The sequence below is a fragment of the Streptococcus sp. HMSC066F01 genome (assembly GCF_001837335.1).
Lineage (GTDB): Bacteria > Bacillota > Bacilli > Lactobacillales > Streptococcaceae > Streptococcus > Streptococcus oralis_S.
In genome coordinates, this window is sequence record NZ_KV832074.1 from 17,212 (window position 1) to 38,842 (window position 21,631).

Below are 21,631 nucleotides of genomic sequence, written 5' to 3' on the forward strand. Positions count from 1 at the left end.
TTTTTAATTATAAGGAGGTACATCATGAAAGATAAGACGATTTGGCAAGAGGTTTTGAACAGAGGGAAATGGGTGCTCATCCTTTTGGTAGCTTTTGTTCTATCTCAATTTCCCATAGGACTTGCTTTGTTTTTAGCAAACAAACAGTTTCCGATTTTACAGTCAGGGCTCTTAGTTGGTGCCCTATCCATAGTCGTTTTGATTGTATTTATTATTGGTGCACGAAAAACACAACTTGCTACTTTTAATCTATCCTTTTTTAAGGCAAAAGACTTGGCTCGCTTGGTACTGAGTTATCTGGTGATTTTTGCGACAAATCTCTTGGGTTCACTCCTGCTTCGACTAACAAATGAGGCAACAACCAATAACCAATCAATACTGAATGGTTTGGTTCAGAATAGTTCCTTGATTTCAACTTTCTTCCTACTAGTCTTGATTGCGCCGATTTGTGAAGAAATTTTGTGTCGTGGAATTATTCCTAAAAAGATCTTCCGTGGAAAAGAAAAACTAGGTTTTGTTGTTGGTGCAATCGTCTTTGCCTTGCTCCATATGCCAACCAATTTACCTTCTGTAATTATTTATGGAGGAATGTCAACGGTTTTGACTTGGACAGCCTATAAGACTGAGCGTTTGGAGATGTCCATTTTGCTTCATATGATTCTCAATGGTATTGCATTTTGTTTGTTGGCCTTATTGGTATTGATTAGTAGAAATCTAGGTCTATCATTCTAAACCATTGGCCCGCTTGGAAAAGATGAACACTAGCGTGTTCATCTTTTTCTTTTTATGGTAAAATAGAAAGGTAATATGGTGAAAAACCTTGAGGGAGTGACCGATATGTCAAGTAAAGCTAATCATGCAAAGACAGCTATTTGCGGAATTATCAACGTAACCCCAGATTCTTTTTCGGATGGTGGGCAGTTTTTTGCTCTTGAGCAGGCACTCCAGCAGGCTCGTAAATTGATAGCAGAAGGAGCGAGCATGCTAGATATCGGTGGAGAATCGACTCGGCCGGGCAGTAGCTATGTTGAGATAGAAGAGGAAATCCAGCGTGTTGTTCCAGTGATTAAAGCTATCCGTGAGGAAAGTGATGTCCTCATTTCTATCGATACTTGGAAAAGTCAGGTGGCAGAGGCCGCCTTGGCTGCTGGTGCCAATCTGGTAAATGACATCACGGGTCTCATGGGAGATGAGAAAATGGCGAATGTGGTTGCGAAGGCTGGAGCAAAAGTGGTTATCATGTTTAATCCAGTTATGGTTCGTCCTCAGCACCCTAGTTCACTCATATTTCCTCATTTTGGTTTTAGACAAGCTTTTACAGAAGAAGAGTTAGCTGACTTTGAAAAAGTGCCAATCGAAAACTTGATGGAGGCTTTCTTTGAACATGCTCTAGCGAGAGCGAACCAAGCTGGAATTGCAAGAGAAAATATTCTGCTGGATCCAGGGATTGGCTTTGGTCTGACCAAGAAGGAAAATCTACTCCTTCTACGGGATCTAGATAAACTACACCAGCAAGGCTATCCGATTTTTCTTGGAGTTTCGCGTAAGCGATTTGTCATCAATATCCTAGAAGAAAATGGCTTTGAAGTCAATCCTGAGACGGAAGTCGGTTTCCGAAATCGGGACACCGCTTCGGCTCATGTAACGACTATCGCTGCGAGACAGGGTGTAGAAGTGGTGCGCGTGCATGATGTTGCCAGTCACAGGATGGCAGTTGAAATTGCCTCTGCTATCCGTTTGGCCGATGATGCAGAAAATCTAGATTTAAAACAATATAAGTAAGATGAACGAAATTCAAAACAATCAGTGGATTGCCCACTACCGGACGGACCAACCGCATTTTGGTTTGGAGCGAATGGTGGAACTCCTAGCTCTGCGAGGCAATCCCCATCTCAAACTTAAGGTCATCCATATCGGGGGGACCAATGGCAAGGGGTCGACCATTGCTTTTTTGAAAAAGATGCTGGAAGGGCTAGACCTGAGAGTTGGGGTGTTCAGCTCGCCCTATCTCATTCATTATACAGACCAGATTAGCATTAATGGGGAATCCATTCCTGAAGCGAAACTAGAAGCTCTCATGGCAGACTATCAGTCTTTGCTTGAGAGAGAATCTGCTGACAATTTGCAGGGAACAACCGAGTTTGAGATTATCACAGCTCTAGCCTATGATTACTTTGCCTCAGAACAAGTAGATGTGGCTATCATGGAAGTCGGCATGGGTGGTCTTTTGGATAGTACTAATGTCTGCCAGCCAATTTTAACAGGAATTACGACCATTGGACTGGATCATGTAGCCCTACTTGGTGACACCTTGGAAGCCATAGCAGAGCAGAAGGCTGGTATTATCAAACAAGGCATTCCATTAGTGACAGGTCATATTGTTCCTGAAGCCTTGACTGTGATAGACTCTATTGCAGAAGCTAAAAATGCGCCTAGACTTACCTATGGAAAAGATTATCAGGTCAGTCACCAAAAGAGTGTGGTGACAGGCGAAATCTTTGATTATACCAGTTCTGTCAGACAAGGGAGCTTTCAAACAGGTCTGCTTGGTTTGCACCAGATAGAGAATGCGGGGATGGCCATAGCTTTACTTGATACTTTTTGTCAAGAAGATAGGCGGGAGTTGGCAAGTAATGACTTGGTTGCTCAAGCTTTGAAAGAGACCGGATGGCCAGGGCGTTTGGAGGTCGTGTCTAGCGACCCCTTGATGATTTTGGATGGGGCCCACAATCCCCATGCTATCAAGGCTTTATTAGCAACCTTGCAAGAACGCTTTGCGGATTATCATAAGGAAATCCTCTTTACTTGTATCAAGACCAAGGCCTTGGAGGATATGCTGGATTTGCTAGAGACGGTGCCAGATAGTCAATTGACTTTAACCCATTTTGACGATAGTCGGGCGACGGATGAAAGCGTGCTGAAAGAGACAGCCAAGTCTAGAAATCTCAATTACCAAATTTGGCAGGATTTTCTAGAGCAGAAATTGACAGATAAAAATGAAGAGAAACAAACAGTTAGGATTGTCACAGGTTCCTTGTATTTCTTGAGCCAAGTGAGAGCCTATCTGATGGAGAGGAAGAACGAGAATGGATACACAAAAGATTGAAACGGCTGTAAAAATGATTATTGAGGCTGTTGGTGAGGACGCTAACCGCGAGGGCTTGCAGGAAACACCTGCTCGTGTAGCTCGTATGTACCAAGAGATTTTTTCAGGTCTTGGCCAAACTGCTGAGGAACACCTGTCAAAATCCTTTGAGATTATCGACGATAATATGGTTGTAGAAAAGGATATCTTTTTCCACACTATGTGTGAGCACCACTTTTTGCCCTTTTATGGGAGAGCGCACATTGCCTACATTCCAGATGGTCGGGTGGCAGGCTTGTCTAAGCTAGCCCGTACGGTTGAAGTTTATTCTAAAAAACCACAAATTCAAGAGCGTTTGAATATTGAGGTGGCCGATGCCTTGATGGACTATCTGGGTGCTAAAGGAGCCTTTGTTGTCATTGAGGCGGAACATATGTGTATGAGCATGCGTGGTGTCAGAAAGCCAGGCACGGCAACCTTGACGACAGTAGCGCGAGGTGTATTTGAAACAGATAAGGACCTCCGAGACCAAGCTTATCGTTTAATGGGACTATAATACCCTTCGAAAATCAAATTCAAACCACGTCAGCGTCACCTTGCCGTAGGTATGGTTACTGACTTCGTCAGTTCTATCCACAACCTCAAAACAGTGTTTTTAGCTGATTTCGTCAGTTTTATCTACAACCTCAAAGCAGTGCTTTGAGCAACCTGCGGCTAGCTTCCTAGTTTGCACTTTGATTTTCATTGAGTATAAAAAGAATCCGCTTCATGCGGATTTTTCTAGAAAGGACTAATTATGGATCAACTGCAGATTAAAGATTTGGAAATTTTTGCCTATCATGGTCTTTTTCCAAGTGAGAAAGAATTGGGGCAGAAGTTTGTTATTTCCGCAAGCTTATCCTATGATATGACCAAGGCGGCGACAGACTTGGATTTAACAGCATCTGTCCATTACGGAGAACTGTGTCAGCAGTGGACGACTTGGTTTCAGGAAAGCACTGAGGATTTGATTGAAACGGTAGCCTACAAACTAGTTGAACGTACCTTTGAGACCTATCCTCTTGTCCAAGAGATTGAGTTGGAACTGAAAAAACCGTGGGCTCCAGTGCATTTACCATTGGATACCTGCTCGGTGACCATTCGCCGTCGTAAGCAACGAGCCTTTATCGCCTTAGGAAGCAATATGGGGGACAAGCAAGCAAACTTGGAACAAGCTATTGACAAACTGCGAGCTCGAGGTATCCATATTCTCAAAGAGTCCAGTGTCTTGGCGACAGAGCCTTGGGGTGGTGTGGAACAAGATAGCTTTGCCAATCAGGTGATTGAAGTAGAAACCTGGCTACCAGCATCAGTCTTGTTAGAAACATTATTAGCCATTGAGTCAGAAATGGGACGGGTTCGAGAGGTGCATTGGGGGCCTCGTTTGATTGATTTGGACCTGCTCTTTGTGGAGGACCAAGTCATCTATACAGACGAGCTCATCTTGCCTCATCCTTATATAGCAGAACGCCTCTTTGTCCTTGAGCCGTTAGTGGAAATAGCTCCCCATTTTATCCATCCAATCCTAAAACAACCAATTCGTTACTTGGTTGACCAGTTGGAGCAAGGAAATGCCTAAACTTTCCGAGACCTATAGTAAGTGGAAGAGTATCGGGGAGGGACTACTTGCTATTGTTTTAGGGCTTCTCTTGATTCGTTTTGGACAAGTTATTCCGCGAATGGGATACCAGTTGCTGATGGGCTACTTTTCCTTGTCAGCAGTTTGGCACTTGTTGACTCGCTGGTTTCAGGATAAAAAACGTCGGGAAAATATCTTTGTAACCTTGGGCAAGCTGGTGGTTGCGGCTCTGGTGTTTGACTCTATCATCTTGCAAGATCTTGCCCTCTATCTCTTGGTCTTTATCATTGCGAGCTACCAGCTGTTTACGGGCATCATTAGTCTTGTGACCTGGTCTCTCTATCGAAAAAATGCCATTCATCCTCGGATCCATCATCTCTTCGATGCTGTATGGATGATAGGATTCGGTCTTTATAGCATCTCTCCTTTTCACGATGCAGCGAATTTTGAATTGCTCTTGCTTGGATTTTACTTGCTCATGCTAGGAGCTAGTAGCCTCCGGGACGGTTTCTTTTTTGAAAGGATAGAAAACAATCCCAAGCTAAAACGACGAATGCGAATGACTTTGCCGATCTTTGTGACGGCTTTGATCCCTATCAGCACCTTGCGCAAATTGAATGAGTGGCTGTCAAATCATGAAAGTCAAGAAGGGGAAGTTCATTCAGAAAGAAAAAACGATCAGGTAGTTGATCTGGAAATTTTTATCCATACCTCAGAAACCTCTTTCTTCCTCGCTATGGGACATGTGGATATTTGTTACCAAGGGAAGGTTATTTCCTATGGTTCCTATGATCCCCACTCGGAGCGTTTGTTCGGCATGGTTGGAGATGGTGTTTTGTTTAAGGCCAATCGGGAAAAATACATCGAGCTCTGTAAGAGGGAAAGTCAGAAGACCTTGTTTGCTTATGGTCTGAGTTTGACAGACCAACAGAAAGCAGCCATCCAAGCTCGTCTAGAAGAGATAGAAGACCTGTTAATTCCTTGGGAACCAAGTTCACAGTTGATGAAAAGAAGAGAGGGCGAGGTAAAGCATACCTACTCCTACCAACTGAAACAGGAAGCAGATGCGATCCTCTATAAATTCAGTTCATCCGAGTTTAAGACCTACTTTGTTCTTAGTACCAATTGTGTCTTGCTGGCAGACTCTATCGTAGGAAAAGCTGGGACTGATATATTGAGTCCTCAAGGTTTCATTGTGCCAGGGACTTATCAGGATTATCTTGACTTAGAGTATACAAAACCAAACGGTCTAGTTGTCAGTCGATCCATTTATTAGAAAAAGAAAACTCTAGTTCCTCAGCAGTTTGCGCCGAGAAGCTAGAGTTTTTAAAATAGGTCATTTTCTTCTGGAAGGAGGATGGTTTCTTTACCGTCCGTATCTAAAACAAGGACCCTAGGAGGGTAAAGGGGATCGAAAGGATGATTGAAATCAAAATCAATGCTAGTCGGAAGGTGCTGGCTAGAAAAATGGAAGGTGATGGTCCCCTTATTGTTGAGCAGTTGAAACTCAAGTTCTTCTTCTAATTCAAAGACATTTTTCAGGAAATGATCGATAATATACCATAAAGAGTCAATGACATCATCAGGTAAGCTGGTCACGACACCAAAACTAGCGGAACGTCTCTGTGTATTTGTAAAAGCCATGTTTTCCTCCCCCCTTTATTTTCCTTATCATACAGCAAAATGTCTTAAAAATCAAGAAATCCTACTTGCTTTTTCAAAATGGGAATAAACTGTGAAATTTTTTCAAAGTTTCTCTAAAAAATACTTGAAAGTGTTTACAATAAGTGATAAAATGGAGTAAGTAGATGCGTGAAAGCGAAATTTTCATTATAGAAAGGAAACGGAATGAACACAGATGATACAGTAACGATTTATGACGTCGCCCGTGAAGCAGGAGTTTCGATGGCAACAGTTAGCCGTGTCGTTAATGGCAACAAGAATGTTAAAGAGAACACTCGAAAAAAAGTCCTAGAAGTGATTGATCGCTTGGACTATCGTCCAAATGCGGTAGCACGTGGTTTGGCTAGCAAGAAAACAACGACAGTCGGAGTTGTGATTCCTAACATTACCAATGGTTATTTCTCAACGCTTGCTAAGGGAATTGACGACATTGCTGAAATGTACAAGTATAACATTGTCCTTGCAAATAGTGATGAGGATGATGAAAAGGAAGTTTCAGTAGTCAACACTCTCTTTTCAAAACAAGTCGATGGGATTATCTTTATGGGCTATCACTTGACTGAAAAGATTCGTTCAGAGTTTTCTCGTTCACGGACACCGGTTGTTCTTGCTGGTACTGTAGATGTAGAACACCAACTTCCAAGTGTAAATATCGACTACAAACAAGCAACGATTGATGCTGTAAGCTACCTTCTAAAAGAAAACGAAAAGATTGCTTTTGTGAGTGGACCACTCGTCGATGATATCAATGGCAAGGTTCGTTTGATTGGTTACAAGGAAGCCTTGAAAAAAGCAGGACATTCTTATAGCGAGGGATTGGTCTTTGAATCAAAATACAGCTATGACGATGGTTATGCCTTGGCAGAACGCTTGATTTCATCACAAGCTACAGCCGCAGTTGTAACAGGTGATGAATTGGCAGCAGGTGTCCTAAATGGTTTGGCTGACCACGGTGTGTCTGTACCAGAAGAGTTTGAAATCATTACGACAGATGACTCTCAGATTGCACGATTCACTCGTCCAAACTTGACGACTATTGCCCAACCTCTTTATGACCTAGGTGCTATCAGCATGCGTATGTTGACCAAAATCATGCATAAGGAAGAGTTGGAAGAACGTGAAGTTCTCTTACCTCATGGTTTGACAGAACGCCGCTCTACACGAAAACGTAAATAGAAAAAATCAGGGAATCGTGAAGATTTCCTGATTTTGCGTTCTAGAGAAGAGGTTTATCCTTCCATATAGTCTTTCAAAGCCTGTCCTTTTAGTCCAGCATTAAGGGCGATTAATAATTTAAGGCGCGCTTTTTGAGCGTTGAGTTCTTTGACAAAGAAAACACCAGCTCGTTGCAACTGCACTCCTCCGCCTTGGTAGGCGTAGACAGGTTCAGCAATACCATTAAAACAACGTGAGACCAAGGCGACTGGGATTCCTTTTTGCAGGAGATTTTCCAACTTTTGAGCTGTTTCTTTGGGAACATTGCCTGCTCCGAAGGCCTGAATAACTAAGCCATCCAGCTGTTCCAAGTCTAACATATCAATCAGTTCGTCTGTCATACCGGCATAGGCTGAGATGATGGGAACCAGACCTTGAATATGCTCAAGATCAAACCGGACACGAGGTTCAGCCGTTTTGAAGTAGAGGATTTCTTGCTTCATGATAAGACCAAGTGGTCCATGTGTTGGGGTTTGAAAGGTGCTGACGTTGGTCGTATGAGTTTTGGTAACATACTTGGCTGCGTGGATCTCGTCGTTCATGACGACCAAAACACCCTTGTCGGCTGCTTTATCATCGCTGGCAACTCGCAAAGCGCTCAGATAGTTATATACACCGTCGCTACCAAGTTCATTAGAACTACGCATGGCCCCTGTTAGGACGATGGGGATGGGCGGAATTTTCATGGTATCAAGGAAGTAAGCTGTCTCTTCTAAGGTATCTGTACCATGTGTGATGACAACTCCATCGTAGTTATCAGCTTCCTCTTTAATCTTATGATAGAGTGCAAGCATATGCTTGGGTTTGATATGAGGGCTTGGCAGATTAAAAAAGTCTAGGGTATGAACCTCAATTCCTTCAAGTGGATTGGAAACATGGTTCATGGGATTGTCCTGACTAGTTACAACGGCACCAGTGGCGTCTGCTTGCATGGAAATAGTCCCACCTGTATGTAAAACAAGGATTTTCTTAGGCATGATTTAGTCACTCTTTCTGAAATGTGGTATAATCATTGTAACACAAAAGGGGAGAATGGGACAGGATGGAAGTCAAGGCTGTTTTTTTTGATATCGATGGAACGCTAGTCAACGATCGCAAGAGTGTTTTGAAATCCACTAAGGACGCGATTAAGATTGTCAAAGAGCAAGGAGTGCTTGTTGGAGTAGCGACAGGACGAGGGCCGTTTTTTGTCAAGGAATTGATGGAAGACTTGGACCTAGACTTTGCGGTGACCTACAATGGCCAATACATTTTTAATAAAGAAAAGGTACTCTTTGCAAGCCCAATCGCTAAGTCAAGCCTACGTCAACTGATTGCTTATGCTAAAAAGGAGCGTAAAGAAATCGCTCTTGGAACCGAGCATGCCGTTGTTGGTTCGAAGATTATGTCATTTGGTCTCGGCTCCTTTTCCCAACTGGTTAGTCGTTTTATTCCGACTGTTCTGACAAGAACCGTTAGCCGTTCCTTTAATCGAATGGTCAGCAAGGCAGTTCCTCAAAAGGAAGACGACTTGCTTAACTTGATTAATCAACCCATTTATCAAGTTTTGATGCTGATGACGCCAGAAGAATCTGAGAAGGCAGCAAGTGATTTTGAAGATTTGAAATTAACTCGAAGCAATCCTTTTGCAGCAGATATCATTAACCAAGGAAATTCCAAACTAGAAGGCATTCGCCGAGTCGGGAAAGAATATGGCTTTGATCTCAACCAAGTCATGGCCTTTGGTGATTCAGACAACGATCTGGAAATGTTAGCGGGTGTTGGTATGTCGGTTGCTATGGGAAATGGCAGTAGCAGTGTCAAAGAAGTTGCCAAGCATATTACGGCAAGTAATCAACAAGATGGTATCCACAAGGCGCTCGAGCACTTTGGTGTTTTGGCTTCAGAAAAAGTGTTTGTCAGTCGAGACTACCACTTTAATAAGGTCAAAACCTTCCACCACATGATGGATGAACGAACTCAAGAAGAGCCACAGGCATGGGATGCTGAAGGTGCAACCCACCGCGCAGACTTTAAAATTGAAGAATTAGTGGAGTTTGTTCGTGCAGCAAGTTCTTCGGAGGAAGAATTCCAAAACTCCCTTGCAAGCATGCATGAGGCACTTGATAAGGCGGCAGAGAAAGTGGCGAAAAAGACGCCTGCTAAGCAAAACTTGGTCGGTCAAGTGGATGCTTTGATTGACACACTGTATTTTACATACGGTAGTTTTGTTTTGATGGGAGTAGACCCAGAACGCATTTTTGATATTGTTCATGAAGCAAATATGGGGAAGGTTTTCCCAGACGGAAAAGCTCATTTTGACCCAGTTACACACAAGATTTTAAAACCAGATGACTGGGAAGAAAAATATGCTCCAGAACCTGTCATCCGACAGGAACTACAACGTCAGTTTAAAGCTTATGAGCGACATAAAGAAAGAAAAAATAAAAAATAAGAGAAAATTCTTTTCCCTGGATGAAAAATTCGGGGATTTTTTGAACCGAAATCCGAACAATTACATATATATCACTAATTATTATTAGCATATTTATACTTATTTTGAATTGGAAAACGTTTGAAATTTTTTTTGAAAAAGAAAAGAAAAATATTTTAGTTTACAAAAAATAATGCAGAGTGGCATTTTACCCCAATTTATCTAGCTTTCCTTTTAAAAAAATATCAAAAAAAGATGAGTCAAATTATTTGATATTTGAAAGTTGATGTGTTAGAATGAATTCAGAAAGCGAATAAATATAAAATCCTCACGCTGCTATAATATGCTCTTTTTAAAGACAGAAAGTCAACTTGTTTATTTCAGGCCTGTTAACAAGTTGATGTGAAGAATTCACTCTAGTTTTGAGGGTTAGTTATAAAATTGTGCACAATTGCTTTCCAAATTTTTATTATTATTTTTATTATTTTAATTTTCAAGTTTAGAAATTAAAGAATTAAGAGGTTGAAATGAAGAAAAAATATACCTATTTGACAGCTTCTGTTTTAACAGCTGTAACAATGCTTCCAACTTTTGCACCAAGTGAAGCTCACGCTGCTTACAACTGGAATGGGAATAATAGCTACTATACAAGAACTAGCCGCCGTTCAAGCAATCGTACTTCTAACCGTACTACTGCAAATCGTAGCCGCACATCAAACTATACTGTAAGAAGTTATGGCTACAACAGTTATTACCCAAGCTATAACTATGGCTACAATAGCTACTACCCAAGCTATAATTATGGATATGGTAGCTATTACCCAAGTTACAACTACGGTTACAATAATTGGAATAACTACTATGGCTATGACAACAGTAGCAACTACTATGGTTATAACTATTGGAATAGTTACAACAACCTTGCTAGCGATGAAAACTATATTTACTGGAATGGCAATCACTACTACCGCATGAACGACGGTAGCTACCGTATTTATCGTAACGGTCAGTGGAAACCTTTGACAAACAATAGTAACAACAACTCATCTACTAACAACTTGGAAAACGATCCGCACTATCGTTACGAAAATGGATACCATTACTATGTATTGGACAATGGTGATTATTACTACTACCAAAATGGTAAGTGGGTATTGGTGAAAGATTCTGCTGATACAACACCAGCACAACCAGCACAACCAGCTGAGCCAACACCAGCACAACCAGCAACTCCTGCTGAACCAAAACCAGAACAACCAACAACTCCGGTTGAGCCAGCACAACCAAGTCAACCTGAAGTTCCTGCTCCAACACCAGCAGAACCAGAGGCTCCAACACCAGCTCCTAGTGATAAACCTGAAGAGCCAACAACACCAGCTGAGCCAAAACCAGAGCAACCAGCAACTCCAAGTGTTGACCTACCAGAAAACCCACCAATTAATGGTGCTGATAGTGAATTTGATCCATTCAAGCCATCAACAGAAACACCAGCAGAACCAAAACCAGAAACACCAGCAACTCCAGCTATCCCAACAACACCAGGTTTGGTAACGACTGATGAACCAAGTGAAAACCAAATCCCTGATTATGTTGAAAAACCAGCTGAAGGATTGGAACACTTGGCTTGGGCACCAAATGGACAAACTCCAAAATTGGTTTACCCACCAGGTAAACCAGGTGATGCAGTCCTCAAGAATGATAAAAACTACTACTTCGACGGTAGTGCACATTACTATTATGTATCATCTAATTCAGAGCGTACAGGTTACTCAGCATACTGGAAGTGGCTTGGAGGAAAATGGAAACTTCAAGGGATGACTGATCCAAACGATCCAGCTCGTGATCCAAAACTTCACGAAAACACTGCTGATGACGAGTACATGTACAGTGACAAGAACTCAAGCGTGAAACTTTACTCAACTAACTTGGTAACGACTGCTAAAGCAGGTCAAGCATTGCCATTCAAGAATGTTGAAGAGTTCAAAAACTATGTCATCGAAAAAATGAATCCTAAGTTCCTTGATAACTCTGGTTGGGATGCTAAAGTTGAGTGGGAAATCGAAGATCCAGAAATCTTTGAGAAGACGAAAGAAAACCCATACGCTAAGGACTATGTCTTGATTGCAAATCTCAAGAGTGGTGTCGAAGACAAGAAATACAGTGATGTAGAATTTGGTTATGTGAAGTTTGTTTACCGTGTTGAAGCAACAAATGATACAAACTATGACTATGTTTCAAAAGCGAAAGAAGCTTTCGCTAAAATCAATGAGACTCGTAAAGCTCAAGGATTGAAAGAATTGACTTGGTCTGAAGACATTTATCAAAATCAAGCACTTCCGAAAGTAAATGAAATTTCACGTCAATACGATAGCACAGGCTTTGTAGGACGTCGTGATGAAGATGCTGCTGTTGTCGTTAAGAAATGGGCAAACAGTGGTTTGAGAGACTTGCTTCTCGATCCGAATGTCACTGAAGGAGCTGTAGCAGCAGTAGTTGATGGAAACGGTGTATACTACTGGGCATACAGTTACAAATAATTCAATCTTTTGAGATTGACTACTTTCTAAATAAGATAGAGGCTTTAAACAATTGTTTAAAGCCTTTTTCTGACCCAACCAGGACAAACAAAAAGGAGCCAGAGGCTCCTTTTTTAATGATTACAATGTTTTTTCACTTTCTCTCACGACCAGCAAATCGACTTTTGCATGGCGAAGAATATACTCAGATGAAGAGCCAACCAAGAGGCGTTCAAAGGCATTGAGCCCTGTTGCACCAACGAGAATCAGGTCGACATTTTCTGCGTCTGGAATAGTACGGGCAAGGAGGGTTTTTGGATTTCCCATTTCGATGACGATGTGAATATCGGTCACACCAGCATCTCTTGCGCGCTTTTCGTACTCCTTCATCAGACTTTCAGCATCGACTTGGAGCTCTTCGTAAACTTCAGCATCAAAGGTAGACACGCTTTGAAGAGCGCGTGTGTCGATAACATGGGCAATGGTGAGCTTGGATTCGTTGCGTAGAGCAGTGTAAACACCTTTGACGAAAGCCAAGTCCGCTTCTTTAGAACCATCAATTGCGACCATAACATTTTGGTAACGTTGTGCCATAATGAAACCTCCTGAAATTTTCTTACTGTTATTGTAATCCTTTTCACTAAAGAAGTAAAGTAAAAATCATATTTCAATAAATATTATTGGAGATTCAATTTGGTGGAGATATGTTAAAATAAAAGAAAACGAGCTAGTAGGAAACACAGTAAAGGGGATGAGAAAGTATGAAAGGCCCTGTTCAAGCTTCTAAAAAAATAAGTTTTCTTTATCGTGGAATTATCCTTGCGTCACTTGTAGGTGAAGTAGTGATGCTTTGGCGGCTGGAAAGAGTCATGCCCGTTCTCTATCCAGGTTTTATTGGATTTCTTCTCTTTCACTTGGTCTACCACATCATTTTATTGGTGATTGCAAAGAGAAGTGGTCGTTTGGACTATTTGGTCACGTGGGGGCTCTTTCTCATGTTTAATCTCTTGTATGACTCCTTTTTAGCGCTGATCTTTCTAGGTTTGTCTTTTGGTATGTGAGAAAATACTTCTGTATTCTAGTTGTTTAGACGGTGAGAACCTAGTCGTTGTGAGTTTTTTTCTTTGCTTGCTCATTTCAGGAAACTTGTCGCAATCCCTTTCTAGTGGTATAATGTTACTATCTCTATGAATTGAGGAAACAAGATGAAAGAATATAACAAGTCTAGTAAGTTAGAGCACGTTGCCTATGATATCCGTGGTCCTGTTTTGGAAGAAGCTATGCGGATGCGAGCAAACGGAGAAAAGATTTTACGTCTGAATACAGGGAATCCAGCAGAATTTGGCTTTACAGCGCCGGATGAGGTCATTCATGACTTGATTATGAATGCGCGTGATAGTGAGGGATATTCTGACTCCAAAGGGATTTTCTCAGCCCGCAAGGCCATCATGCAGTATTGCCAACTGAAGAAATTCCCTAATGTAGACATTGATGATATCTACCTCGGAAATGGTGTCAGTGAGCTGATTGTTATGTCCATGCAAGGGCTTTTGGATAATGGCGATGAGGTCTTGGTGCCTATGCCAGACTATCCTCTCTGGACAGCCGCGGTCAGCCTAGCTGGGGGAAATGCCGTTCACTATATCTGTGATGAAGCTGCAGAATGGTACCCAGATATTGACGATATTAAGTCAAAAATTACTTCCAATACCAAGGCAATCGTCCTTATCAATCCAAATAACCCAACTGGAGCCCTTTATCCTAAGGAACTCTTGTTGGAGATTATTGAGATTGCTCGTCAGAACGATTTGATCATCTTTGCAGATGAGATTTATGATCGCATGGTGATGGATGGGCATGTGCATACGCCTGTGGCGAGCTTGGCACCTGATGTTTTCTGTGTCAGTATGAATGGTTTGTCAAAATCTCACCGTATCGCTGGTTTCCGTGTAGGATGGATGGTCTTGTCTGGTCCTAAGCACCATGTCAAGGGCTATATCGAAGGGCTCAATATGCTATCCAATATGCGTCTTTGCTCTAACGTTTTGGCCCAGCAAGTCGTACAAACTTCACTAGGTGGGCACCAGTCAGTGGATGAATTGCTCCTTCCTGGTGGACGGATTTACGAGCAAAGAAACTTCATTTACAATGCTATCCAAGATATCCCAGGTTTGTCTGCGGTTAAGCCGAAGGCGGGTCTTTATATCTTCCCTAAAATTGACCGCAATATGTACCGCATCGATGATGATGAACAGTTCGTTCTTGATTTCTTGAAGCAGGAAAAGGTTCTCTTGGTTCATGGTCGTGGTTTTAACTGGAAGGAACCTGATCATTTCCGTATCGTTTACCTTCCTCGTGTGGACGAATTAGCGCAAATCCAAGAAAAGATGACACGTTTCTTGAGTCAGTATCGTAGATAAGGCTTTCATAGGGAAAAGCAGGAAACATTTCCTTAGAGCTATTGACAAATAGGTCAGAATCAGATAGAATAGTAAAGTATGTTTAGTAACTGATCACTTTATAGCCGGCTAAACGAATACAAAATCTATGAGGAGGTATTCATCGTGAAACGTACTTATCAACCAAGTAAACTTCGTCGTGCGCGCAAACACGGATTCCGTAACCGTATGTCAACTAAAAACGGTCGTCGCGTATTGGCAGCTCGTCGTCGTAAAGGACGCAAAGTTTTGGCTGCTTAATCCAAACGAATTCAACAAAGAAGTCAGTAGGAACTCGAGTCTACTGGCTTTTCTTTTTATCTTAAAGGGTGAATTGTCCTTGAAATCGGTCATTTCAGATGAAATTCATGGAGGGCTCGTTTAAAAGGTTACATACAAAAAACTCAAAATCAGATATAAGTTACTGATTTTGAGTTTTTGTTTATTCTTTTAAGTGATAAGAGTAGCTAGCGACAACGACATCTTCGTGCCATCTGAGAGCGTATTTTAGTTTGAGGCTCATTTGATTGTGCAGGATATTTTGCCAAGGCTTGTTAGGGATAAACTGTGGGACAAGGACTGTAACGGTGTAGTTTTTTTGCTTAGCTTCTTGGGCGATTCGTTTGACATACTTAACGCTAGGGGTGATGATGTCGCGGTAGCTGGTATTGATATTCTTCAGAGTGATATTTGGGAAGTAATCGGCAAATTCCTGAAGGATTTCTTGGTCTTTTTCGGCCGTTTCTTTAGTAGAAATGTGCATGGCCAACACTTCGTCACCGATACTTTGAGCGTAGCTAATGGCTCCGACACTTACTCGAGTAACATTTCCTACTAGGACAAGAACCAGATTGCCATCGTAGGTACGTTTTTCAATTCCTTCGTAGAGTCGCAGTTGTTTTGCCACTTTTTGGTAATGGCTGTGAATGGACAAAAAGAGGAAGGTTAAGACTAGGATAATTGGGAAGAATGGCCAGATATCACCCAGTCTGAAGAGGAGTAAAATGAGAACGATAGCATAACAAATGATGGCCCCAAGGATATTAGCAAAGGCAGGTTTTAAGAAGTTTGCTCCTTTTTCCTTTTTCCAATGACGAATCATCCCAGTCTGAGAAAGGGCAAAGGGAACGAAGACCCCGATAGTATAAAGAGGAATCAAGCGTTCAGTATTCCCATTAAAAATGAGAAGAAGGATCATAGCTCCAAAGGCCAGAGTTAAGATACCGTTGGAGTAGCCAAGGCGATCCCCTTTTTCCATAAAGAGATGGGGCATGTACTTGTTTTTAGCCATATTGTATGCCAGCATAGGGAAGGCTGAAAAGCCAGTATTTGCAGCTACAGCTAGAATCAAGGCTGTTGAGAACTGGAAGAGATAGTAGCTAGCATGACCAAAGAATGAATCACCAAGAATGCCCTTGGCCATTTGCGAGAGGATGGTTTCTCCATTTTGAGGTGTGATGCCCATCCAGTAGTTTAGGAAGGTAATGCCTGCAAAAAGAAATCCTAAAATCAAGGACATGATGGTCAGGGTCTGAGCAGCATTCTTTTCTTTCGGAGTTTTGAAAAATGGTACCGCATTTGAAATAGCCTCAACCCCTGTCAGAGAGGCAGAGCCACTGGTAAAGGCTCTCAATAGGAGAACGATGGAAAGGCTCGGAACGGTTTGCCCAATGGTTGAAGTCGCCTGATAGTTTAGGGAACCTGTAAATAGTTGAAAGAACCCATAAAGCAAGAGAAAGACGGTACTGAAGATAAAGAGGTAGACGGGAATCATCAGAGAGCTGGCAGATTCTTTCAATCCTCTTAAATTCAAGAGCATGAGCAGGCAGACTAGGAAAATAGAGATATGAAGATTATAGGGATGGAGGGCAGGGATGGCTGCAGTAATAGCATCAGCTCCAGAAGCAACGGATACGGCTACTGTCAGCATATAGTCAACAAGGAGGCTACCGCCTGCAATCAAGCCTAGTTCAGGGGAGAGATTTTCCCGAGTGACCATATAAGCCCCACCACCTTGAGGATAGGCGTGGATGATTTGACGATAGGAAATGGTCAAACTAGCGAGGAGTAAGAGGACAAAAATACCGATAGGGAGGCTCCACCAAATAGCGAGAGGTGAGAGACTGACTAAAACGAGAATGACTTGTTCAGGTCCGTAGGCAATAGAAGACAGGGCATCACTGGATAACATTGCAAGTGCCTGCATTTTTCCAAGTAATCCCCCTTCACTATCTGTGAGAGACTTGAGTGGTCGACCGATAAAGGTATATTTTAATTTTCTAAACATTTTCTTTTCCTTTGATGAAAATTTCAATAAGTGTTATTATACTGCTTTGAAAAAATGCAGTCAAGGGAGAATGATCGGTATTAGAATATTTTTACAAGCCGGGGGATGCTATTTTTGGTATAATAGATGGAAGAAAATGAGGTTAGAAGAGATGATTTTTGATACGCACACACATTTAAATGTAGAAGAATTTGCAGGACGTGAGGCCGAAGAAATCGCCTTGGCTGCTGAGATGGGTGTGACACAGATGAATATTGTTGGTTTTGATAAGCCAACCATTGAACGAGCCCTAGAATTGACAGATGAGTATGAGCAACTCTACGCAACTATTGGCTGGCATCCGACGGAAGCAGGGACTTACACAGATGAGGTCGAAGCTTACTTGCTTGAAAAACTAAAACATCCCAAGGTTGTTGCCTTGGGGGAGATTGGCCTGGACTACCATTGGATGACAGCACCTAAGGAAGTGCAGGAGCAGGTTTTTCGTCGTCAGATTCAGTTGTCTAAGGATTTGAACTTGCCTTTTGTGGTCCATACCCGTGATGCGCTAGAAGATACTTATGAGATTATCAAGAGTGAGGGCGTTGGTCCTCGTGGTGGGATTATGCATTCATTTTCAGGCTCTCTCGAGTGGGCTGAGAAGTTTGTCGAGCTTGGCATGACTATTTCTTTCTCAGGAGTGGTGACCTTTAAGAAAGCAACGGATATCCAAGAAGCTGTTAGAGAGCTTCCTTTGGATAAAATTTTGGTAGAAACGGATGCGCCCTACCTAGCTCCTGTTCCTAAACGTGGCCGTGAAAACAAAACAGCCTACACACGCTATGTGGTGGACTTTATCGCCGACTTGCGTGGGATGACGACCGAGGAGTTAGCAGCAGCAACGACTGCAAATGCAGAGCGTATCTTTGGATTGGACAGCAAGTGATGAAAGAAAAAATTTCCCAAGTCATCGTGGTCGAAGGTCGCGATGATACGGCCAATCTAAAACGTTACTTTGATGTAGAGACCTATGAAACACGAGGTTCCGCAATAAATGATCAGGATATAGAGCGGATTCGTCGCCTGCATGAACTGCATGGAGTCATTGTCTTTACAGATCCAGATTTTAATGGGGAACGCATTCGGCGCATGATTATGACGGCCATTCCAACAGTCCAGCATGCCTTCCTCAAGCGAGATGAGGCTGTTCCCGAATCCAAGTCCAAGGGACGTTCTCTGGGAATCGAACACGCCAGCTATGAAGACCTAAAAACAGCGCTGGCTCAGGTGACAGAGCAATTTGAAAACAAGAACGAGTTTGACATCAGTCGTGCTGACTTGATTCGCCTAGGTTTCCTAGCGGGATCAGACAGCCGTAGACGCCGAGAGTATCTAGGCGAACAGCTCCGCATCGGCTATTCCAACGGCAAGCAACTCCTCAAGCGGTTGGAGTTATTTGGGGTAACCTTGGCAGAAGTGGAAGAAGTGATGACTAAGTATTCAGACTAACGGAGTCAGAAATGAAAAAAGTGATTATTACGGGTGGCAATAGTGGTATTGGCTATCAGGCTGCAAAACAGTTGGCTGAAAAGGGCTGGTCAGTGACTCTCTTTTGTAGACGGAAAGAAGCGGCTGAGCAAGCCTGTGAGAAAATCCGCCAACAAACAGGAAATCCGCATGTAAATTATATCTTGGTTGATTTATCTGAGATGAAAAGTATCAAGAAAGCGGTAGAACAGTATATCCAAAAGGAAGAGACTTTAGATGTTTTAATGAACAATGCAGCTGATTTTGATTTGTCAGTCAAAAAGCCAATCCTGACTAGGGAGGGGTTAGAAAAGCAATTTGCGACCAATGTGGTTGCTCCCTTTTTACTTTCTACCTTGTTAAAGGGTTTGTTGGAAAAGTCAAAAAGTGGTCGGATTATTAATATTTCTTCCCAAGGGCTGATGCTTTATCCCTTCATGAAGCTTGATTTTGAAAATTTAGCTGGTCAAAAATATTATAGTCCTGCCAAGACCTATTATCAGAATAAACTAGCCTTGTTGATGCTGTCGCTTTATATGCGGAAACATTGGAAAGGTATCAAGGTTCAGGCAATCCGTGTGACCAATGTCAAAGTTGATATGCGCCGCTATGATCACCTCAGCACTTTTATGAAAAATTTGTATAAGATCAAGTCAAGATTTTCAATTAGCTCGGAAGAAATGGCCAAAGTCTACACAGCCTTATCTACAGAAGATGGCTATTATGGTTTTCTGTATGACGAGAAATGCAGGGAAGTAAAAGCAAATAGATCTGCTTACGAAGAAGAGGAGCAAGCAAAACTCTACTCCTTACTTGAACAACTGACCTTTTCAAGAGACAATCTATAAAGAATTAGAAAAATAAATTTTATGCTTACTTCAATAGTGGAAAGAAATTTAGATATCGAAATCTGTTTGGAGAGTCCTGAAAAGTGATAACAATAACCAGATAACCCGAAAATATAAGGGGAATGTGTTACAATAGAGGTAATAGCATACGCTTCAACTATGCTCAATATCATGCGTGATAAAAAAAGATAATTGATAAAATCAGCACTTGGGTGAAATTAATGAGGAAAAGCAATGGGAATTTTTGATTTTTTTAAAAAGACAGAAGTACAGAAGACAACAGAAGAAACCAAAGGAGATGCTTGTCTAGGAGTTTTGGGTTTCTTTCCAATGAAAGAAAAGAGGGAATTACTGATTGCTGCGACTTTGGAAGGGAGTTTGACAGTTGGTGATCGTCTTCAGTTTTGCAATCCCGATCAAGGTATGGATACTCTTGAAACTGTAGTTGTAAAAAAACTTACTTGCCAAAATAAAGATGTGGAATCTCTTAGAGATGAGGAGTTAGTTTATCTAGAGATCGATATGCTTCCCTCTCTAGCTAAGTTAAAAAAGGGAAGTGTGCTCTATAGTCCTGGTGTAGCTGAAAAAAAGCGTTTATCTAGCTATGCTTATGCTCTCTATCGAACTTTTGTGACTATTCAAGAAGGTAAAGTAAGCGATGAGGACTATCAGAATCTTAGTCTTGATGATAGTATCGAAATTTTACAGGCTTTTTTATGGGATTGCCGTCAAAAACCAAAAAGTGAAGAGAGTAATCAAGAAAATACTCGTAAGTCAGAGCGTCTAGCAGAAATTGTCAAGGACAAGTTGCTAGAAGCAGATTCGATTTATGCAGTTTATTCAGAAAATACTGGGGAACCTTATCTTTTCTCAACTACATATGATAGAGGTGACGAAGGCTATCTATGCACTGACCCGATGATTATGCTATTTACCCCTCGTTGGTATCATCAGTATAAGGAAACAATTGAAAACCAACTAAAAGTGGTAAAACGGATTGAAAATACGGAAGATAAAAAAGGAATTGAGAATTTTCTTGGGACAGCTTTTTACTTGAATGGTGCTTTAGGAGCATTCTTTAATACCAAAGAAGTTAGTATAAGTTCTTCTATTTTAGTTCAAAAACCAGATTTTTCAGGCTTGCCAAAGATACAAGTTCCTGTTATGAACCCTGATATTGTGAGATGGATGCTTTTGATGGGACAGATGGATAGACCGACTACAGAAGAGGAAGAATTAATTTATAAACTCTATTATAAGTTCTTTTCAATGGCAATGCCAAAAGCTAAATTCCTTCTTCCTATAAATGCATCATCAGGATTTCCTGAACCTAGTCAGGAAAGTAATGCTCATGTTTTAGAAGAATCCGCTACATTTAATCTTCCGACTAGAGAAGGAAAAAATGGACGAAATTCGGTTTCAGTGTTTACGGATTGGAAACGTTTGCGAATGGTTTTCGATGAAAATTGGAGCGCGATGATTGAAAACGCTGGAGGCATGATTGAAATCTTTGACTATGCCATTAACCAGACTGAGTATTATAAAGCGGGTGTTTATGTCAGTGACAAAGCGTTTAAAGAAATGCAACAGTTCAGTGAGGAACTAGAAGGAAGAGCTAAAGGCTGATCAAGAGATGAAAATAATCGTTGATAGAGAGTCTATCTGTATGGGGGATGATGTTCTGCCTCACAAGGTAGAACTTGAAGTTCCTGAGGACATGACAGTAGAGGAATTTTGTGATTTTCTTCAAAAGGACAGATATTTGCCTAGATTGGATACAGAGTGGCTTCTCCGACATGGTGGGCAGACAATAACAAGCTATCATACAGAAACAAAAGAACTGACGAATCCCAATATCTATTTAAAAGACCTGATTCATCAGAGTTCTAGAGGAAATGAATTTGTTTGGATATATCGCCGTTCCTATTAGAAAAGAGAATAAATGATTTTCTTAAAAGATAATGAGTGAAAATTAGAACAATATGCATTGATTTTTTGACAACAAGAGGCGATCTAAACAGT

General features: G+C 41.6%; 21 protein-coding genes. 17 read left to right on the forward strand and 4 right to left on the reverse strand.

Annotated features, from left to right (window positions below):
- The first annotated feature begins 24 nt into the window (after nucleotides 1-24).
- The 6 genes from HMPREF2655_RS02065 to HMPREF2655_RS02095 all read left to right on the forward strand — a co-directional run bounded on the left by HMPREF2655_RS02065 (nucleotide 25) and on the right by HMPREF2655_RS02095 (nucleotide 5,979).
- Nucleotides 25-732, forward strand: coding sequence for a CPBP family intramembrane glutamic endopeptidase (locus tag HMPREF2655_RS02065; RefSeq protein WP_000653642.1), 708 nt, complete (start codon nucleotides 25-27; stop codon nucleotides 730-732).
- Between the two features lie 75 nt (nucleotides 733-807).
- A complete protein-coding gene (gene folP / locus HMPREF2655_RS02070; RefSeq protein ID WP_000240368.1) occupies nucleotides 808-1,782 on the forward strand; it encodes a dihydropteroate synthase in 975 nt (324 codons plus the stop codon).
- A gap of 1 nt (nucleotide 1,783) precedes the next feature.
- The gene (locus HMPREF2655_RS02075; RefSeq protein WP_070837372.1) at nucleotides 1,784-3,106 is read left to right on the forward strand and encodes a bifunctional folylpolyglutamate synthase/dihydrofolate synthase; all 1,323 of its coding nucleotides are present in this window, start codon (nucleotides 1,784-1,786) and stop codon (nucleotides 3,104-3,106) included.
- Complete coding sequence (folE, locus tag HMPREF2655_RS02080) at nucleotides 3,087-3,641, forward strand: GTP cyclohydrolase I FolE (protein WP_000380933.1); 555 nt, start codon at nucleotides 3,087-3,089, stop codon at nucleotides 3,639-3,641. The genes HMPREF2655_RS02075 and folE overlap by 20 nt, the downstream gene beginning before the upstream one ends.
- A gap of 240 nt (nucleotides 3,642-3,881) precedes the next feature.
- On the forward strand, nucleotides 3,882-4,703 hold the full coding sequence (folK, locus tag HMPREF2655_RS02090) for a 2-amino-4-hydroxy-6-hydroxymethyldihydropteridine diphosphokinase (protein WP_070837374.1): 822 nt from the start codon (nucleotides 3,882-3,884) through the stop codon (nucleotides 4,701-4,703).
- Nucleotides 4,696-5,979, forward strand: coding sequence for a hypothetical protein (locus HMPREF2655_RS02095; protein ID WP_070837376.1), 1,284 nt, complete (start codon nucleotides 4,696-4,698; stop codon nucleotides 5,977-5,979). Before folK ends, HMPREF2655_RS02095 begins: the two co-directional genes overlap by 8 nt.
- 50 nt (nucleotides 5,980-6,029) lie before the next feature.
- Here the strand turns inward: HMPREF2655_RS02095 and HMPREF2655_RS02100 are convergent, their stop codons facing one another.
- Complete coding sequence (locus HMPREF2655_RS02100; protein WP_000886047.1) at nucleotides 6,030-6,347, reverse strand: DUF960 domain-containing protein; 318 nt, start codon at nucleotides 6,345-6,347, stop codon at nucleotides 6,030-6,032.
- 204 nt (nucleotides 6,348-6,551) lie between these two features.
- Between HMPREF2655_RS02100 and ccpA the strand changes: the two genes are divergently transcribed.
- Nucleotides 6,552-7,562 carry a catabolite control protein A gene (ccpA, locus tag HMPREF2655_RS02105; RefSeq protein WP_001090635.1) on the forward strand — a complete coding sequence of 337 codons (1,011 nt, stop codon included), beginning with the start codon at nucleotides 6,552-6,554 and terminating at the stop codon, nucleotides 7,560-7,562.
- Between the two features lie 53 nt (nucleotides 7,563-7,615).
- Here ccpA and HMPREF2655_RS02110 read toward each other — a convergent pair whose 3' ends face one another.
- Complete coding sequence (locus tag HMPREF2655_RS02110; RefSeq protein WP_070837378.1) at nucleotides 7,616-8,578, reverse strand: asparaginase; 963 nt, start codon at nucleotides 8,576-8,578, stop codon at nucleotides 7,616-7,618.
- Between the two features lie 65 nt (nucleotides 8,579-8,643).
- Between HMPREF2655_RS02110 and HMPREF2655_RS02115 the strand changes: the two genes are divergently transcribed.
- On the forward strand, nucleotides 8,644-10,035 hold the full coding sequence (locus HMPREF2655_RS02115; RefSeq protein ID WP_070837380.1) for a Cof-type HAD-IIB family hydrolase: 1,392 nt from the start codon (nucleotides 8,644-8,646) through the stop codon (nucleotides 10,033-10,035).
- Between the two features lie 506 nt (nucleotides 10,036-10,541).
- Nucleotides 10,542-12,551 (forward strand): CAP domain-containing protein, encoded by a 2,010-nt coding sequence (locus tag HMPREF2655_RS02120; RefSeq protein ID WP_000731511.1) that lies wholly within the window; start codon nucleotides 10,542-10,544, stop codon nucleotides 12,549-12,551.
- A 120-nt stretch (nucleotides 12,552-12,671) separates the two neighbouring features.
- Here the strand turns inward: HMPREF2655_RS02120 and HMPREF2655_RS02125 are convergent, their stop codons facing one another.
- A complete protein-coding gene (locus tag HMPREF2655_RS02125) occupies nucleotides 12,672-13,124 on the reverse strand; it encodes a universal stress protein (protein ID WP_000079162.1) in 453 nt (150 codons plus the stop codon).
- Between the two features lie 167 nt (nucleotides 13,125-13,291).
- Here HMPREF2655_RS02125 and HMPREF2655_RS02130 point away from each other — a divergent pair, with 167 nt between their 5' ends.
- From HMPREF2655_RS02130 to rpmH, 3 genes are all read left to right on the forward strand, one after another.
- Nucleotides 13,292-13,591, forward strand: a complete 300-nt coding sequence (locus HMPREF2655_RS02130; RefSeq protein ID WP_000678172.1) for a hypothetical protein — start codon at nucleotides 13,292-13,294, stop codon at nucleotides 13,589-13,591.
- A 144-nt stretch (nucleotides 13,592-13,735) separates the two neighbouring features.
- Nucleotides 13,736-14,950 (forward strand): pyridoxal phosphate-dependent aminotransferase, encoded by a 1,215-nt coding sequence (locus HMPREF2655_RS02135; RefSeq protein ID WP_000666454.1) that lies wholly within the window; start codon nucleotides 13,736-13,738, stop codon nucleotides 14,948-14,950.
- Between the two features lie 144 nt (nucleotides 14,951-15,094).
- Nucleotides 15,095-15,229 carry a 50S ribosomal protein L34 gene (gene rpmH / locus HMPREF2655_RS02140; protein ID WP_000831905.1) on the forward strand — a complete coding sequence of 45 codons (135 nt, stop codon included), beginning with the start codon at nucleotides 15,095-15,097 and terminating at the stop codon, nucleotides 15,227-15,229.
- Between the two features lie 181 nt (nucleotides 15,230-15,410).
- On the opposite strand, the gene HMPREF2655_RS02145 is transcribed toward rpmH, so the two are convergent.
- Complete coding sequence (locus HMPREF2655_RS02145) at nucleotides 15,411-17,255, reverse strand: APC family permease (RefSeq protein ID WP_049500579.1); 1,845 nt, start codon at nucleotides 17,253-17,255, stop codon at nucleotides 15,411-15,413.
- A 151-nt stretch (nucleotides 17,256-17,406) separates the two neighbouring features.
- On the opposite strand from HMPREF2655_RS02145, the gene HMPREF2655_RS02150 reads away from it, so the two are divergent.
- The 5 genes from HMPREF2655_RS02150 to HMPREF2655_RS02170 all read left to right on the forward strand — a co-directional run bounded on the left by HMPREF2655_RS02150 (nucleotide 17,407) and on the right by HMPREF2655_RS02170 (nucleotide 21,539).
- Nucleotides 17,407-18,180 carry a TatD family hydrolase gene (locus HMPREF2655_RS02150; RefSeq protein WP_070837416.1) on the forward strand — a complete coding sequence of 258 codons (774 nt, stop codon included), beginning with the start codon at nucleotides 17,407-17,409 and terminating at the stop codon, nucleotides 18,178-18,180.
- Nucleotides 18,180-18,743 (forward strand): ribonuclease M5, encoded by a 564-nt coding sequence (gene rnmV / locus HMPREF2655_RS02155; protein WP_000659985.1) that lies wholly within the window; start codon nucleotides 18,180-18,182, stop codon nucleotides 18,741-18,743. Before HMPREF2655_RS02150 ends, rnmV begins: the two co-directional genes overlap by 1 nt.
- A gap of 11 nt (nucleotides 18,744-18,754) precedes the next feature.
- On the forward strand, nucleotides 18,755-19,609 hold the full coding sequence (locus HMPREF2655_RS02160) for an SDR family NAD(P)-dependent oxidoreductase (RefSeq protein ID WP_000755759.1): 855 nt from the start codon (nucleotides 18,755-18,757) through the stop codon (nucleotides 19,607-19,609).
- Between the two features lie 234 nt (nucleotides 19,610-19,843).
- Entirely contained in the window at nucleotides 19,844-21,235 is a 1,392-nt protein-coding gene (locus HMPREF2655_RS02165) for an SseB family protein (protein WP_070837382.1), read from the forward strand.
- 7 nt (nucleotides 21,236-21,242) lie between these two features.
- Entirely contained in the window at nucleotides 21,243-21,539 is a 297-nt protein-coding gene (locus HMPREF2655_RS02170) for a hypothetical protein (protein WP_000692386.1), read from the forward strand.
- Nucleotides 21,540-21,631 lie beyond the last annotated feature (92 nt).

What these genes read in the sequence shown, in the direction of transcription:
- HMPREF2655_RS02065 (WP_000653642.1), top strand. Translation starts at nt 25, where the DNA reads ATGAAAGATAAGACGATTTGGCAAGAGGTTTTGAACAGAGGGAAATGG.
- folP (WP_000240368.1), top strand. Translation starts at nt 808, where the DNA reads ATGGTGAAAAACCTTGAGGGAGTGACCGATATGTCAAGTAAAGCTAAT.
- HMPREF2655_RS02075 (WP_070837372.1), top strand. Translation starts at nt 1,784, where the DNA reads ATGAACGAAATTCAAAACAATCAGTGGATTGCCCACTACCGGACGGAC.
- folE (WP_000380933.1), top strand. Translation starts at nt 3,087, where the DNA reads ATGGATACACAAAAGATTGAAACGGCTGTAAAAATGATTATTGAGGCT.
- folK (WP_070837374.1), top strand. Translation starts at nt 3,882, where the DNA reads ATGGATCAACTGCAGATTAAAGATTTGGAAATTTTTGCCTATCATGGT.
- HMPREF2655_RS02095 (WP_070837376.1), top strand. Translation starts at nt 4,696, where the DNA reads ATGCCTAAACTTTCCGAGACCTATAGTAAGTGGAAGAGTATCGGGGAG.
- HMPREF2655_RS02100 (WP_000886047.1), bottom strand. Translation starts at nt 6,347, where the DNA reads ATGGCTTTTACAAATACACAGAGACGTTCCGCTAGTTTTGGTGTCGTG.
- ccpA (WP_001090635.1), top strand. Translation starts at nt 6,552, where the DNA reads ATGAACACAGATGATACAGTAACGATTTATGACGTCGCCCGTGAAGCA.
- HMPREF2655_RS02110 (WP_070837378.1), bottom strand. Translation starts at nt 8,578, where the DNA reads ATGCCTAAGAAAATCCTTGTTTTACATACAGGTGGGACTATTTCCATG.
- HMPREF2655_RS02115 (WP_070837380.1), top strand. Translation starts at nt 8,644, where the DNA reads ATGGAAGTCAAGGCTGTTTTTTTTGATATCGATGGAACGCTAGTCAAC.
- HMPREF2655_RS02120 (WP_000731511.1), top strand. Translation starts at nt 10,542, where the DNA reads ATGAAGAAAAAATATACCTATTTGACAGCTTCTGTTTTAACAGCTGTA.
- HMPREF2655_RS02125 (WP_000079162.1), bottom strand. Translation starts at nt 13,124, where the DNA reads ATGGCACAACGTTACCAAAATGTTATGGTCGCAATTGATGGTTCTAAA.
- HMPREF2655_RS02130 (WP_000678172.1), top strand. Translation starts at nt 13,292, where the DNA reads ATGAAAGGCCCTGTTCAAGCTTCTAAAAAAATAAGTTTTCTTTATCGT.
- HMPREF2655_RS02135 (WP_000666454.1), top strand. Translation starts at nt 13,736, where the DNA reads ATGAAAGAATATAACAAGTCTAGTAAGTTAGAGCACGTTGCCTATGAT.
- HMPREF2655_RS02145 (WP_049500579.1), bottom strand. Translation starts at nt 17,255, where the DNA reads ATGTTTAGAAAATTAAAATATACCTTTATCGGTCGACCACTCAAGTCT.
- HMPREF2655_RS02150 (WP_070837416.1), top strand. Translation starts at nt 17,407, where the DNA reads ATGATTTTTGATACGCACACACATTTAAATGTAGAAGAATTTGCAGGA.
- rnmV (WP_000659985.1), top strand. Translation starts at nt 18,180, where the DNA reads ATGAAAGAAAAAATTTCCCAAGTCATCGTGGTCGAAGGTCGCGATGAT.
- HMPREF2655_RS02160 (WP_000755759.1), top strand. Translation starts at nt 18,755, where the DNA reads ATGAAAAAAGTGATTATTACGGGTGGCAATAGTGGTATTGGCTATCAG.
- HMPREF2655_RS02165 (WP_070837382.1), top strand. Translation starts at nt 19,844, where the DNA reads ATGGGAATTTTTGATTTTTTTAAAAAGACAGAAGTACAGAAGACAACA.
- HMPREF2655_RS02170 (WP_000692386.1), top strand. Translation starts at nt 21,243, where the DNA reads ATGAAAATAATCGTTGATAGAGAGTCTATCTGTATGGGGGATGATGTT.